Annotated in this window: 12 protein-coding genes; 4 read left to right on the forward strand and 8 right to left on the reverse strand. The window is 45.9% G+C overall.

From position 1 onward, the window contains the following. Positions 1-120 precede the first annotated feature (120 nt). From BMW71_RS16445 to xerA, 4 genes are all read right to left on the reverse strand, one after another. Positions 121-1,797, reverse strand: a complete 1,677-nt coding sequence (locus tag BMW71_RS16445) for a PIN-like domain-containing protein (RefSeq protein ID WP_092176434.1) — start codon at positions 1,795-1,797, stop codon at positions 121-123. A gap of 447 nt (positions 1,798-2,244) precedes the next feature. Continuing rightward, the gene (locus BMW71_RS16455) at positions 2,245-3,108 is read right to left on the reverse strand and encodes an LAPAL motif-containing putative phage structural protein (RefSeq protein ID WP_092176439.1); all 864 of its coding nucleotides are present in this window, start codon (positions 3,106-3,108) and stop codon (positions 2,245-2,247) included. Between the two features lie 111 nt (positions 3,109-3,219). Further along, positions 3,220-4,104, reverse strand: a complete 885-nt coding sequence (locus BMW71_RS16460) for an alpha/beta fold hydrolase (RefSeq protein WP_092176442.1) — start codon at positions 4,102-4,104, stop codon at positions 3,220-3,222. Between the two features lie 142 nt (positions 4,105-4,246). After that, positions 4,247-5,683: a site-specific tyrosine recombinase/integron integrase gene (xerA, locus tag BMW71_RS16465; protein ID WP_092176445.1), complete on the reverse strand. Its 1,437-nt coding sequence runs from the start codon at positions 5,681-5,683 to the stop codon at positions 4,247-4,249. 96 nt (positions 5,684-5,779) lie between these two features. Between xerA and BMW71_RS16470 the strand changes: the two genes are divergently transcribed. Next, positions 5,780-6,193 carry a hypothetical protein gene (locus BMW71_RS16470; RefSeq protein WP_177179683.1) on the forward strand — a complete coding sequence of 138 codons (414 nt, stop codon included), beginning with the start codon at positions 5,780-5,782 and terminating at the stop codon, positions 6,191-6,193. A 14-nt stretch (positions 6,194-6,207) separates the two neighbouring features. Here BMW71_RS16470 and blaOXA read toward each other — a convergent pair whose 3' ends face one another. Genes blaOXA through rimO form a run of 3 tightly spaced genes read right to left on the reverse strand, consistent with a single transcriptional unit; the run spans position 6,208 to position 9,556 of the window. Then, a complete protein-coding gene (gene blaOXA, locus BMW71_RS16475; protein WP_092176447.1) occupies positions 6,208-7,044 on the reverse strand; it encodes a class D beta-lactamase in 837 nt (278 codons plus the stop codon). Then, positions 7,041-8,204: a hypothetical protein gene (locus tag BMW71_RS16480; RefSeq protein WP_092176450.1), complete on the reverse strand. Its 1,164-nt coding sequence runs from the start codon at positions 8,202-8,204 to the stop codon at positions 7,041-7,043. The genes blaOXA and BMW71_RS16480 overlap by 4 nt, the downstream gene beginning before the upstream one ends. Before the next feature lie 26 nt (positions 8,205-8,230). Then, the gene (gene rimO / locus BMW71_RS16485; RefSeq protein ID WP_092176453.1) at positions 8,231-9,556 is read right to left on the reverse strand and encodes a 30S ribosomal protein S12 methylthiotransferase RimO; all 1,326 of its coding nucleotides are present in this window, start codon (positions 9,554-9,556) and stop codon (positions 8,231-8,233) included. A gap of 356 nt (positions 9,557-9,912) precedes the next feature. Here rimO and trhA point away from each other — a divergent pair, with 356 nt between their 5' ends. Beyond that, positions 9,913-10,545 (forward strand): PAQR family membrane homeostasis protein TrhA, encoded by a 633-nt coding sequence (gene trhA, locus BMW71_RS16490; protein ID WP_092176455.1) that lies wholly within the window; start codon positions 9,913-9,915, stop codon positions 10,543-10,545. Between the two features lie 126 nt (positions 10,546-10,671). After that, positions 10,672-11,052 carry a DUF302 domain-containing protein gene (locus BMW71_RS16495; protein ID WP_244891204.1) on the forward strand — a complete coding sequence of 127 codons (381 nt, stop codon included), beginning with the start codon at positions 10,672-10,674 and terminating at the stop codon, positions 11,050-11,052. Positions 11,053-11,262: 210 nt separating this feature from the next. On the opposite strand, the gene BMW71_RS16500 is transcribed toward BMW71_RS16495, so the two are convergent. Beyond that, positions 11,263-11,934 carry an FAD-binding oxidoreductase gene (locus BMW71_RS16500; protein ID WP_092176461.1) on the reverse strand — a complete coding sequence of 224 codons (672 nt, stop codon included), beginning with the start codon at positions 11,932-11,934 and terminating at the stop codon, positions 11,263-11,265. Between the two features lie 114 nt (positions 11,935-12,048). Here BMW71_RS16500 and BMW71_RS16505 point away from each other — a divergent pair, with 114 nt between their 5' ends. Then, on the forward strand, positions 12,049-13,356 hold the full coding sequence (locus BMW71_RS16505) for an MFS transporter (protein WP_092176463.1): 1,308 nt from the start codon (positions 12,049-12,051) through the stop codon (positions 13,354-13,356). Positions 13,357-13,387 lie beyond the last annotated feature (31 nt).

Genomic DNA, 13,387 nt, shown 5'->3' on the forward strand with positions numbered 1-13,387 from the left:
GAAACGTTTGGCATTTCGAAGCACTTTCCTGTCAAGTTACAAGTGCTTTTGATACGAGCTGAAACGCTTGATAACCCACTGACTGCCAAATGTTTTATATACGATGTTGGGCATAGTTTATTATTCTAAATTCAACTTTAAATCACATTTTTCACAAACTCCTATTTTTCGATTATCAATAAACATTTCACCACATGATGGACATTTTTCCTTTCTGTGGTCTATTAGTTTTAATGTAAAAGAGCCATCACCGTCTGGGTCATAATCAGACTCTTTGTGGAAGGTTAAACCACACCCCCCCTCACACTCGATGTCTTTATTATCTTCATCAAGGACAGTTACAGATTTACATTTGGGGCATTTTATATGTAAAGTATTACACCATTGACAATTGCCAGAAAACACAAATTGGAATTTATGGTTTGGACTACTACTGTCATATTCATTGTCTAATGATATCTTGTCGTAAAAATCTACATAATTCCCAACATTATCTCGGTTGCCATCACAGACATCACAGGGATAAAAACCATCATTATCATCAGATTCGCCATAAAAATCAACTGAGAATTGAAAAGATTCTATTAATTCCGCCCCTTCCATTTCAACAGAATCATAGTTATGCACTCCAACTGGATATTCCCACACTTCAAATTTTGCATTGATTTCATTTCCACATTCACATTCAAAACTTTCTTCAGCGACATATTGATTTTCTGTGCCCATATTTCTTTCAGAACCTCCAACACAATCAAAATCTAAATCAAAATCTAATTCATGATATTTATGAATTTTCCCACATTCATCACATTTGAATTTGAAGTAACTCCCTTTTTTATCTTTTGTATTTAAGAATTGTGAAATATTCTGAATCACCTCTTCTTTTATACTAGACTTTAAATACTTATTTGCATTATATAAGAATTGAGGGAGATTATACATCCAAAAATCTATCCCAGAAAAATCTTTTATTTCTTTTATCAATTCTTCACGTGGACTATAAATACGGTCTTCAGTCGCCTTCTTATCTAAATAGCACCAATCTTCATCTTTTTTAATATCATTAGTTATAAATATAATGGGTTGTTTTGCTTCTTTAGAAAATTCAAGTATTTGCTTCCAAATAATTAAATCTCCAAATATTTGTGTGCCTTTCTTTTCTTTATTATAATAATCACCATAACCAGGAGGAATTTTATACTCGTAACGATGTTTTCCTTCTTTAGTAATTTCTATAATCTCATCAAAAGAATATTCACGTCCAACTTTAAACGATTTTTCTAATGCATTTAAAACATCATCAGTTTCTTTTACAGATAATACTTCTTTTTCTGCTTCCTCAATTTGTTTTATAACAGTTTCCTCAAATGTTTTAATTTGTAATATAAAATCCTCAATATTTTTCTTGAATGCATTAATGCCTGATTGCTCAATGTAAGGATGTTTATCATCCTTCTGAGTTTCTCTTGAGATTTCCTCAATCCGTTTTAATAACTCAGATTTTCCTATACTATCAAATTTCTTGATTTTTTGTTTTAAAGGGTCATACTTTTCTGAAATTGGATTACTTATACTATTTTCTCTATTTTTTAGGTACTCAAATTCCACATGGGATGGAATCCATAATCTTTCAGGAAGTTTGTCAAAAATCTCTGAATAAATTTTAGTTCTTGCCGATATAGGTAAAAAGTATATATCAAGTAATGCAGAAGAATCAAAGACAACAATTGCTTTTTCCCAAAGAATTTCTTCTTTTTCGTCTGTCAATAAAAATGGTTTAATATTATCTCTGTTCATTTTCCTTTAAATTATATTTCATCGATTGGAATAGTTTTTATTTCTCTTCTAGCATTTTCTGACCAATAGCACCAATGAAATAATAGGACAAAACGCTAATTATAAACACTATTAACTGCAATATAGCCATCCCAAAAGATATATTTGAGCATGTAAGGTTCAAAACAAGTATTATTGATGCGGGTATTAAGCCAAATACAATTATTAAGGAAATTACTAAAGCAACCAATTGCCATCTAAAAGTTTCTTTCGAATTTGCTATTCCTGATGAAAATTTGACGATTGATTGCCCAAATAGAATGATTGAAATAATTGACCATTCCGAATTATAAAAAATTTTATAATAGTCATTTTCATAGCTGCGCACAATAAGAAGTATTATTATTGGCAGTAAAGTGAAAATTAACTCTGAGCTAAGTACATATTTGATTGTTCTGTCTATTTTCATTATTGATTATGAATTACATTAATTACTTCAATTATTTCTGTTTTTTCGGCAATCAGATATCCATTTCTATTGTATTTTGAAGTTTGCTTAATTTTTACTTGTAAAGAATCACCTGGCACTACCGGTATTTGACCGGAAAGAAATTTATCAAGCCATTCTTGGTCTAATATCTTTACAGAAACCGCCTTATTTCCGTGTTTAAAACTCCAAGCAGAATCTCCTAAAAAATCAGGTTTTTTTATTAAATAATATACTTCTGTCTCATTTATTATCTCATTGTCTGTTAGTGCGTTTTCAACATCTTCAATATCAATTTTTATCGTCCCAGATTTAATATCTTTGACTTCGTTATTTGGGCTTTTAAGTTCAAATGATTCAGTTTCTGATAATTTATTTGTGGAGTCATTTATTTTATTGATTGCTTCAGCAAGTTTTAGAGTGTCAGGTTCAGCATAATTAAATGTTTCAGGTAGGTCTTTGCTAACAGCGATTTCTGAAATTTTCTCCTTAAGCTTTTCTAAATCATTTACCGTATGTTTTCTTTCTGCTAAAAACTTAAATGATTCAGCCCTAGATTCTTCAATATATTCTTCTATTTTTTCATTAGCTGGTGAATTGTCAATTTGACCGTCTTCACTAACGACTAGTTCATTCCAAAATCGACCAATTAGTGAACCTTTTTCAATGTCGTCAAGAACAATCTTTGATTTAACTTTTGTATTAACACTTTCTGCTATTATAAAATCTAGGCTATTAATACCGTCAATCATTTCAGCAAAGGATTTGAAAAGTCTACTGGGGTTTTCAGTATTTCTTTCAAAAGCTAAACGTATTTCAAATTTGCTATGTAAACTTTTCTTCATTTATTCAGAGCCTTATTTTAAATTATGCCCAACGGTTAGTATATGCGCTGTGTGCCTGTGTTGCGCCTGCGGCAGGCACATAGCGCATATACAATGTTGGGCTTTCGTACTTTATTTTTCGATAAATTCTGTCAATATTTCATTCACTTTCTTTGGTTTTTCCATCATAAGAAAATGATTTACACTATCCATCTCAATATAGGTCAAGTTTGGAAACTTCGTCTTTAATACATTTGCATTGTCAGGCGGTAATTCATCAGATTTTGCATAAATTGAAATCGTCTGATTTTTGAGTGTTTTCTTGTCCCAATATTTTTGGTCTATTAAACTTTTCATTGACTGATATCCGACTTTCTGAGGTGTTTCTATCATCGTTGAGAGAATATAATTCTTGACATATTCCGGGGTTGTTCCTGTGATAAAGCCACTACAGAACTGCTCTACATTTTGCTTGTAATTCTCACCATTGAACATATTAGCAAATTGAGTCAAGCCTTCTTTGTATTGATTATTTTCTATGCTGTCAGTTGGAAAGTCAAAATACACGCCATCAATATTGATCAGTATAGAGTTTTCAGTATTCAATTGTTTCAAGACTTCAATCGCAATTGGTAGACCCATACTATGAGCAACCAATACAGGTTTCTTTATTTCTAAATCACGGATTACCGCTGAAACAGATTCAGCGAATAAATCAATGGTGTAATCCTGTTCGACTTTGTCGCTTTGTCCATAACCCGGCAAATCAATAAGCACTAAATGATATTTATCTTTGAAGTAGTCAAATTGATACTTCCACGTGTTCAGGTCGCATCCCCAACCGTGAATGAAAATCAATGTTTTTTCACCTTGTCCATATTCTTTGTAATGAACTTTAGAGTCATTGAGTGTAATGTAGTTGGAAGAAATATTATCAATTGTCTTTTCACTTAAATCACAAGAAGTGATGAATAGGAAAAGAATTATGCTCAATATTTTAAAAATTTTATTCTTCACTTAGTGGTCTGTTTTGTATGAAGCCCAACTATTGGCTAACCGCAGCCGTTGCGGTTAGTCCCCTTTTGGCCGTACAAACACAGCCTCCTAAAGATAGAAAAATTCCAATAAAATTCAACTAGCTTTTTCATTTCTATTCCGCTTAGCTATCCAGCAAATCTCCCGGAGAGACGATCTGTCCCAGGTGTTTGCTGCTCACATGGGTGTATACCTCCGTGGTCTTGCTGGAGTTGTGACCCAACAGCTGCTGAATGTACCGCAGGTCCGTACCCCCCTCCAATAAATGGGTAGCAAAACTGTGCCGCAGCATGTGCGGATTTACCTGCTTCCTAATCCCCGCTGCACCGGCGTATTTACGAATAAATTGCTGAATACTGCTGCTGCTGTACATTCCCCCAAATTGTCCGGAAAATACGTATTCCTTCACATCCGCCGCAGCCAAGTAGCGCTTTAGCCGGTCCAGAATGCTTAGCGGCAGTAGGGTATACCGGTCTTTTTTTCCTTTCCCCTGTAGTACACGTACCATTTTTCGGTCTATTTCCAGATCCCCTTTTTTGAGCCGAATCAGCTCCCCTATCCCCAATCCTCCCCCATACAACAACATCAGGATCAGGTAATGCTTTTCGTTGACTTCACTGGCTTTTAGCAAGGCTTTTACCTCTTCCTTGCTCAATACTTTCGGAAGTACCTTTTCCTTCTTTGGACGACTGATATCGGAAAGTACCAATTTACCCCTACCCAAATGGGCAACATACAAGCGGAGCGCATTCACCGACTGGTGGATAGAGGCGGCGGACCCTCCCCGGGAAGACCATTCCTCGTGGTACCGATTGATGTCAGATACGGTTACCTCTCCCATATCCCGATCCAGCCAACGAGGATCATTGATAAAGCGCTCAATCATTTTTTTATAGGTAACCAGGGTCCGTTCACTGTAATTCCGGGCCTGCATCATCTCCAGAAAATCCACCCGACAACTTTTTCGATGGCCACCCTTGTCCCACTGCGCCTGATACTGTTGGAGCAATTCCATGTCCCTGATCTCGATCCCTTTCCGGAAATTCAACAGGGCTATTCCTCTAAGCTCCCGAATGAGGACCTTGAAATCGCTGGAGTCGTTATTGCCCACAAAGCACCGGTATGATTCATTCCATTTTAAGAAGGATTGTGCTTTTAGGAGTCGGTAGATGGGCTTGCTGTAGGAAAAGGAATACTTAATCAAGGTACACCCCTCGTGAAGTATGGGCATCGCCCATAACGTAGGTAAACCCATTCCCTGCCCACCTGCCTGCTTATCCGACTCGGGTTTCAATACCTGGCAGCCCGATGAATAGGTCACCGGTTCACGGTTCAGGTAATAGGTATTCAGCAGGGAATCGGGAAGACATAACTGCCTGAGCAACTGAAGGCTGTGATCCGAATAGTCCATTTCCCAGCGTCCCTGATCCGCCTGGAATTCCAACCAGGCCTGACCGGTAACCTTGCTTCTGAGCGGATGATCTGCTTTAAGCCGGAAATACACCCGGTCCTTGTTGCTTTCTTCGCAGAAATTCAAATAAACGGTGGCTTTCTTTTCCATCTTGATCTTTTTTTTGTGGTAAAAAAAAGAATTCGAAAAATAATATCCGTATTTTTACACGTGTATAAACGTTTATACACGTGTAAAAACACGGATATGGATCGGAAATGCCCCGAATGTGGAGATGTTATCCATGGTAGAGAAGATAAAATTTTCTGCTCGGACGAATGCCGCTTTCAACGACATAATCGAAACAAGCGGAAAAGCGAAAAAACCATTTTGGATATCAATAAGATCCTGCGAAAGAATCGGCGGATCTTGCAAAACCTCAACCCAATAGGACTGACGGCCGTTCGCAGGGAAATCCTCACCCGGCAGGGATTTGACTTCAATTTCTTTACCCACCAATACATCACCCAAAAAGGCAACTATTATTTTTTTTGCTACGAATACGGCTACGCCTATGCCGAGAAGGAGAAAATCAACGTGGTGACCTGGCAGGATTACATGAACCAACAGTTGGTTGGGTACCAGATTTCCACCGTGGATCCGGAGACCAATCGGCCGTAGCTGCCCGAGCCCCCCTACAAAAACCCCAGCACCCGCAGCGCCTGCAGGGTCAGGCTTTTTCGGGCTTCCAGAAATTCCCCATCACTGACTCCCGGGCCGGGGGCCAGGTTGCTGGCAAAAAAGTACACCGCTGCCCCCTGCTCCAGGTAGCCCACAAACCAGCCATTGTCTACCCCCTGATCCACCGACCAGCCGGTCTTGCCACTCAGCCGGTAGGCCTCGCTTTCCTCCATGACCATCATCTCCCGAAAACGGACCTGCGTCTCCGAAGCCAGATCCAAATCCCCCGCATACAGGCGGCGCAAAAAGCGGATTTGTTCCATCGGGCTGATCCGCGAATCACCACGTAGCCAAAATTGATCCAGGTTGTCGGCCCGCACATCCATGCGCCCGTAATCCAGGCGGCTCAGGTAGTCCTTCATCCGGTCCAACCCTACTTTCCGGGCAATTTCCTGGTAGCAGGGTACGCAGGACAGGTGAAAGGCCTGCGTAAAGGTCAAATCCTGCTCCCATTGGGCCATGCCCCGCGCTTGCCCGTCCCAGACAAACAGGCTCTGCGCATCCGCCACAATCCCCAGGTCCAGGGCAATCAGGGAATGGGGAATCTTGTACGTAGAAGCAGGCAACTGCCCCCGCTCGGCATGGGCGAAGTCGTTGGAATAGTACCGGTCTTCGCCCGCATCGTACACCAGCAGGCTGCCATGTAGCCCGGAGGCTTCCAGGATCTCCTGCAAGGCCGGAGAATGCTGCCTGTCCGCCTCCTGTGCCGCGGCCAAACCGGAAAGAAGTAGAAAGATCGTCCCGGTGCAGGCGATCCAAATCAGATGGGGGTAAGTGTATAGTCGTTTCATCCCAGTACTTTATGGCGTTCGAAAGGTTTTTCCCGGTCAAAGAGGTACCGGTACGTATGGTGCGTTTTGAAGATGCTGGCGTTTAGTTGCTCGCACACCCGCATCATCTTTGGATTGAAGTCGCCAATCCAGTTCATCTCAATCGTCTCGTAGGACAATTTCTTTTCGGCAATATTGTCCCGGTATTCGGTCACCATGGCGCTTTCCACGCCCTTGCCTTGAAATTCGGGCACCACCCCAAATACCAATCCCAGCATCTTGTCAGGAGGATGCACGGCCCTGTGCCAAAGAAATTTCAATTTACCAATCAGGTCCAGCTTGCCATTGACATACTTAAAGACCTGGTTGATTTCCGGAATGCTCACAAAAAAGGAAATGGGTTCCTCTTTGTAAAAGCCAAAGTAGACCAGGTACGGATCCACGATGGGCTTCATGTTTTTTAGGATCAGCCGAGCCTCCCGTTCGGAAATGGTTTTTCCCATATGGCCCGCCCAAGCCTTGTTATAAACGTTCATAAAATACTCCGGAAATTTGTCCCAGAGTTCCTTCCCCTTCAGGTAGCGGAAGCTGATATTCTTGTCTTCCCGGATGATTTTGGCCCGGGCTTCGATCTTGGGGTCCATCACCACCCCCCGCACCTTGCGCATGTAGGTAAACTGCCGGAAATAAATCTGAAACCCGTATTCCTCGAAAAAGGAGCGGTAATACGGGAAATGCCAGTACATATTATAGTTCGGCGGGGAAAAACCCTCCACCAACAGGCCCCACCATTTGTCCCGCTCGCCAAAATTGACCGGGCCGTCCATAGCTTCCATCCCCTGCGCTTGCAGCCAATCCCGGGCGGCATCAAAAAGCAAAAAGGCAGCCGCTTTATCGTGAATACATTCAAAAAAACCCATGCCCCCGGTGGGCTGCTTTTCTTTCCACTTGGGATTGACAAAGGCCGCATTCCGGCCAATGGTCTGCCCCTGCTCGTCCAGCAGCAGCCAACGAATGGCCTTTCCGCCGCTTTTATACAATTTATTCGTTTCGGGATGAAACAGGTCCTCGATGTCCTTGTCCAGCGGCCGGATCCAGTTTTTCTCCTCCCGGTAAAGCCGGGCGGCCATCTCGACAAATTCCTTTTGCTGCGCTTGGGTGCTGACTTCTACTAACTGCATGGGTAGTGTATTTTGCAAACAATGAGTTATTCGGTACCGGGGTTGACGACCTCTCCGTACAAATCAAACTCGGTGGCATCGGTGATTCGGGCCTGTACAAAATCACCAATCCGGCAATACTGACTGCTGGCATCGATCAGGACCTCGTTGTCTACCTCCACCGAATCGTAGGCGGTACGCCCCACAAAATAACCTCCCTCCTTTTTATCGATCAATACCTTAAAGCTCTTTCCGATTTTTTCCTGATTGAGTTCGAAGGAAATTTGTTCTTGTACCTCCATCAGCCGATTGGCCCGCTCCTGCTTCACCTCCGCCGGCACATCATCGGGCAGGCTATGGGCATGGGTGTTCTCTTCGTGGGAATAGGTAAAGACGCCCAATCGCTCAAAGCGCATGCGCTGCACGAAGTCCATCATTTCCTCAAACTCCCGCTCCCCCTCTCCGGGATGACCGGCGATCAGGGTGGTGCGGATGGCGATGCCGGGAACGCGCTCGCGGATCTCCCCGATCAGGGCTTCCTGCTTTTCCCGGGTGGTGCCCCGGCGCATGGCCTTTAGCACCGCGCTGGACCCGTGTTGCAGGGGAATGTCCAGGTAATTGCAGATCGTTTCGTTGGCGGCCATCACGTCCAGCACGTCCAGGGGAAAACCGGTTGGGTAGGCGTAGTGCAGGCGGATCCAATCGATGCCCTGCACCTGCGAAAGTGCCTGCAGCAGGTCGGCCAGGCGGCGCTTCTTGTACAAATCCAGGCCGTAATAGGTGGAGTCCTGGGCGATCAGCAAGAGTTCCCGGGTACCGTTGGCAGCCTTGTGTTCGGCCTCTTTGACCAACTCCTCGATGGGACGGGACACGTGGCCTCCCCGCATCAGCGGAATGGCGCAGAAGGAACAGGGCCGGTCGCAACCCTCTGAAATCTTCATGTAGGCATAATGGGAAGCATGCGTAAGCAAGCGCTCCCCCACCAGCTCGTGCTTGTAATCGGCTTTAAACTTCTTCAACAGGGCCGGCAAATCCCGGGTACCAAAAAAGGCGTCCACTTGGGGTATTTCTACCTCCAGCTCGTCTTTGTACCGCTGGGAAAGACAACCGGTGACATAGACCTTGTCCACCAGGCCCTGCTCCTTGGCCTGGGCGTACTCCAGGATGGTATTGATCGATTCCTGCTTGGCATTGTCGATAAAGCCGCAGGTATTGATGATGACGATGTTAGTGTCCCCGGCATTGGATTCGTGCCGGGCGTCAATGCCGTTTCCCCGGAGCTGGCTCAGCAACACTTCGGAGTCCACCAGGTTTTTGGAACAGCCCATGGTGATGATATTGACTTTGTCTTTTTTTAAGGTTCTTGCTTTCATAAATTCCTGCAAAAATACAAAATTTAGCCGACATACCGCCGGTATTTGGGCCCGCTCGGAAAAGATGTTACTGAAATATTAATTGACCGGTGATTTTATAACGAATCCTTAACCGGCGATCCCCGGCTTTCCGGGAAGGAAAACCTACTTTTGATCCAGTAATACAGCGACGATTTTTTTATTACTCCTTGAATCTTTTTAAAAAAAAGGCTCCGGTGTCCATCGGGGTCTTTTTCTTTTGGCCCTGGTAACCGCCATCCCCGCCCGAACAGATTTCCCTGCCGAAACCCGGCGAAAGGTTGGTTCCCTGTGCTTTTGTACCCGATATTTGCAAAAGCACCAAATGCCCCGCCCCAATGGAACGAACGCAACGCCTGAACGAGGAGTTTGCCAACAGCATAACCCACCTTTTTGGGATACTGTTTAGCATCGTGGCCATTGCTTTGCTGGTGGTATTTTCGGTACTCAACGGCAGCCCGCTGGACGTGGCGAGTTGCAGCATCTTTGGCGGCACCATCCTGCTCATGTACACCTTCTCTACCCTGTACCATGCCTTTCCTCCGGGCCCGGTTAAGTCCCTGCTGCGCACCTTTGACCATATCAGCATCTATTTTCTCATTGCCGGTACCTATACCCCCTTCCTGCTGATCGGGCTGGGCGGAACAGCCGGCTGGATTTACCTGGCCATCGTCTGGGGCCTTACCCTGATCGGACTGGTATTCAAACTTTTTTACACCCACCGCTTTGCAAAACTATCGCTGGCCCTGTACCTCAGCATGGGCTGGCTGGCGATCTTCTTTATCCGACCCCTACTGGCCCAGCTCTCCCTTCCGACCCTCCTGCTGATCGCCGCAGGAGGCCTGGCGTATACGGTGGGCGTCTTTTTCTACACCAACAAAAAGATGCGGTATGCCCATGCTATCTGGCACCTTTTTGTGCTGGGTGGCACGGTCTTTCACTTTATGGCCATTCTTCGGATGGTCACCTGAAGGGCCGCAGCCATTTTTCCGGCAGGCTACCTGCACTCCTGTGACCCAGGTCACCGGCAATGGCACGAATTTCGCGTACCTTTAGGTAATCTTTTAACCAAAATAAACTGCACGATGAATTACCACATGGATCAAATAATGGAAGCTGCTTCTATCGACCTAGTCAAAGAAAAAGTAACAGCCGCCCTTAAGGAAGAGGGCTTCGGTGTATTGACCGAAATCGATATTCAGGCCACCATGAAAAAGAAACTGGACAAGGCCTACCCGCCCATGCTGATACTGGGTGCCTGCAATCCGGTCTTCGCCGACAAAGTGCTGACGGCCGACCCCCACATGACGGCCATGCTGCCCTGCAATGTCAGTATCCGGCAGCTGCCCGACGGCAAGTTTGAAGTGTCTGCCATTGACCCGGAAGCCGCCATGGTGCCCGTAGGCAAGGAGGAAATTAAACCCCTGGCCCGGGAAGTCAGGGAAAAACTGGCAAAAGTTATCGCCGCCCTGGCCTAACGGTGAACGAGGGATTCGCTGAAACACGCTTTTGCTGCGAAAATTGGGGAATACTATCGGGCTGAAGGACGGCAAGGCGTTGAACTCCCTAAACCAAAACGTGCACAATTCCCTCCGCCGTGGCGGAGGGCGAAGCACCCAGCCCGAGCAGTTTCGGGTGGAATTTATCCAGGTAACTGCCACAAAGTAGACAGCGTAACTAACTGCTGCTTACTGCTCAAACACCAGGGAATCGGGTTTTACGCCCAACTCCTGCAGCGCCTTTTCTACCGCCTTCATAAAGCCATCCGGTCCGCAAAGATAAACCTGCCGATCGGTAAAATCCGTGATTTTCTTTTCCAAATACGCCTTGTCGATCCTTCCCTGATCGTAAGCGGTATCGGCCTGCTTTCCGATGATGTTGTAAAACTTATGGCCCAATATGGTTTTAAGCTCCTCGAAAAGAATGATGTCATCGTTGGTCTTATTGGCAAATATCAGTTCGTTGGTACCTACCGCATTCTTCTGCCGCAAGTCCCGCAAAATGGAAATAAACGGCGTAATTCCCGCTCCTCCGGCGATAAACACACCAGGCCCCTTGTAGGAAATGGCTCCCCAGGCATCGCCAATTTCCAGCCGATCGCCGACTTCCGCATCCCGTAGCCGCTTGGTGACCCCTTCGTGGTCAGGATAGGTCTTGATGGTAAACTCCAGGTGGGCATCGGAAGGCAAACTGGTGAAGGTAAAGGGGCGCTTTTCTTCTTCCCAGCCTTCTTTCAGCAAACTTACTTCCGTGGCCTGTCCGGGTTCAAACGTATACCCTTCCGGCTTCTCTACCTGAAAAGCGTAGGTGTCGTGCGTTACCTGTTTTTTATTGAGAATTTGTACGTGAAATGTATCCATGATGATTGGTTAATGTGTTAAAAATCTACGGTGGAAACCGCAAACATTGCACCAATTACTGGATAGGAAAGGGATAATTTTTACTTTTGTTCGCACCATTTTTCCGCATACTGCATGAAAACCAACGAAGATTTAACCGAAAAGGTATACGAATGGATCACCGATGAGGGCGAAGTGCGGGCTTGCGCCAATATTTCGGAAACGGCTTGCCGGGAGACGCCCTATAATTTTGCCAAAAACGTGAGCAGCGGTGCCCTGTCCAAGCTAGCCGAACAGCTGGTTCACCCCGGGACCACCCTTCCCTGGATTCTGGCGGCCATGGGTGTACCGGGGGCATTTTCGGGCGCCCTGGTTCCCATCAAAGATGCGGGCTCCCTGCTGCCGCAGTTGCTGGTTTCGGCTAAAATCCGATCGTATCCCCGAAGAAAATGGTTTTGGGTCATCCCTGCCTGGGTACAGGCCCTTTCCCTACTGGCCATGGCCCTTGTGGTATTGACCGCAGAAGGGGCATGGGCTGGCTGGCTGGTTCTGGCTTGCCTGGCGGTCTTCAGCGGCAGCAGCGGAGTAGCGAGCATTGGTTTCAAAGATGTCACCGCCAAAACCATTCCCAAAGGAAAACGAGGCCAACTACTGGCCATGCGGGCCACGGCCGGGGGCATCCTTACCCTGGTAGCCGGTGCACTGTTACTGACCGACCTATCCGAAGACAGTGACCGATACCTGCTCTTTTTGCTAGTACTTTCCGGCGCAGTATTGTGGGCGATTTCTGGAGTTATCTTTAGCCGTATCGTGGAAGAGAAAGGCGCCACCTCCGGAGGCAGGACACCCCTACAGGAACTAAAAAAAGCCTGGGAGTTTTGGCAGGCGGACCGCAACCTGCGCCTGTTTATCCTGACCCGGGGATTGTTGATGGCCATCCCCCTGGCCCAACCCTTTTTCGTTATCCTGGGGCGGCAACAGCTGGGCGAAGCAGTATCCAATCTGGGGCTGATGGTGCTGGCAGCCGGAATCGCCGGCGTGGTCAGTAGTCCCTTCTGGGGAAGGTTTGCCGACCGGTCCAGCAAAAAGCTGATGTTGATTGTCGCCGCAATTGGTATGACGAATGTGGCACTTATGGCTTCCTTCCCGCTCTGGCCGGATGTGCTGCAGCACCGGTACCTTTTTGCCCTGCTTTTTCTCATTCAGGTCATGGTACACGGAGGTGCCCGACTAAGCCGAAAAACCTACTTGGTGGATTTTGCGCCGGACGCGGACCGTCCCTCCTACGTATCCCTATCCAATACCGCCATTGGCCTTTTTACACTGATTGGCGCAGCCCTGGGCACGCTGGCTGGTTTTTTTGGCATTCAGGTGATGCTGCTCGTCTTTTCCGGACTGCTGCTACTGGCCCTGCTGGTGGGCAGCCAATTAGACGAAGCGTAGGACGGGTCCGAAAAGAGCAAGCGAATTTTGT

This window comes from Cyclobacterium xiamenense (assembly GCF_900109255.1).
Taxonomy (GTDB): Bacteria; Bacteroidota; Bacteroidia; order Cytophagales; family Cyclobacteriaceae; genus Cyclobacterium; species Cyclobacterium xiamenense.

What these genes read in the sequence shown, in the direction of transcription:
- BMW71_RS16500 (WP_092176461.1), bottom strand. Translation starts at nt 11,934, where the DNA reads ATGGATACATTTCACGTACAAATTCTCAATAAAAAACAGGTAACGCAC.
- xerA (WP_092176445.1), bottom strand. Translation starts at nt 5,683, where the DNA reads ATGGAAAAGAAAGCCACCGTTTATTTGAATTTCTGCGAAGAAAGCAAC.
- trhA (WP_092176455.1), top strand. Translation starts at nt 9,913, where the DNA reads ATGGAACGAACGCAACGCCTGAACGAGGAGTTTGCCAACAGCATAACC.
- BMW71_RS16495 (WP_244891204.1), top strand. Translation starts at nt 10,672, where the DNA reads ATGGATCAAATAATGGAAGCTGCTTCTATCGACCTAGTCAAAGAAAAA.
- BMW71_RS16455 (WP_092176439.1), bottom strand. Translation starts at nt 3,108, where the DNA reads ATGAAGAAAAGTTTACATAGCAAATTTGAAATACGTTTAGCTTTTGAA.
- BMW71_RS16470 (WP_177179683.1), top strand. Translation starts at nt 5,780, where the DNA reads ATGGATCGGAAATGCCCCGAATGTGGAGATGTTATCCATGGTAGAGAA.
- blaOXA (WP_092176447.1), bottom strand. Translation starts at nt 7,044, where the DNA reads ATGAAACGACTATACACTTACCCCCATCTGATTTGGATCGCCTGCACC.
- BMW71_RS16480 (WP_092176450.1), bottom strand. Translation starts at nt 8,204, where the DNA reads ATGCAGTTAGTAGAAGTCAGCACCCAAGCGCAGCAAAAGGAATTTGTC.
- rimO (WP_092176453.1), bottom strand. Translation starts at nt 9,556, where the DNA reads ATGAAAGCAAGAACCTTAAAAAAAGACAAAGTCAATATCATCACCATG.
- BMW71_RS16445 (WP_092176434.1), bottom strand. Translation starts at nt 1,797, where the DNA reads ATGAACAGAGATAATATTAAACCATTTTTATTGACAGACGAAAAAGAA.
- BMW71_RS16505 (WP_092176463.1), top strand. Translation starts at nt 12,049, where the DNA reads ATGAAAACCAACGAAGATTTAACCGAAAAGGTATACGAATGGATCACC.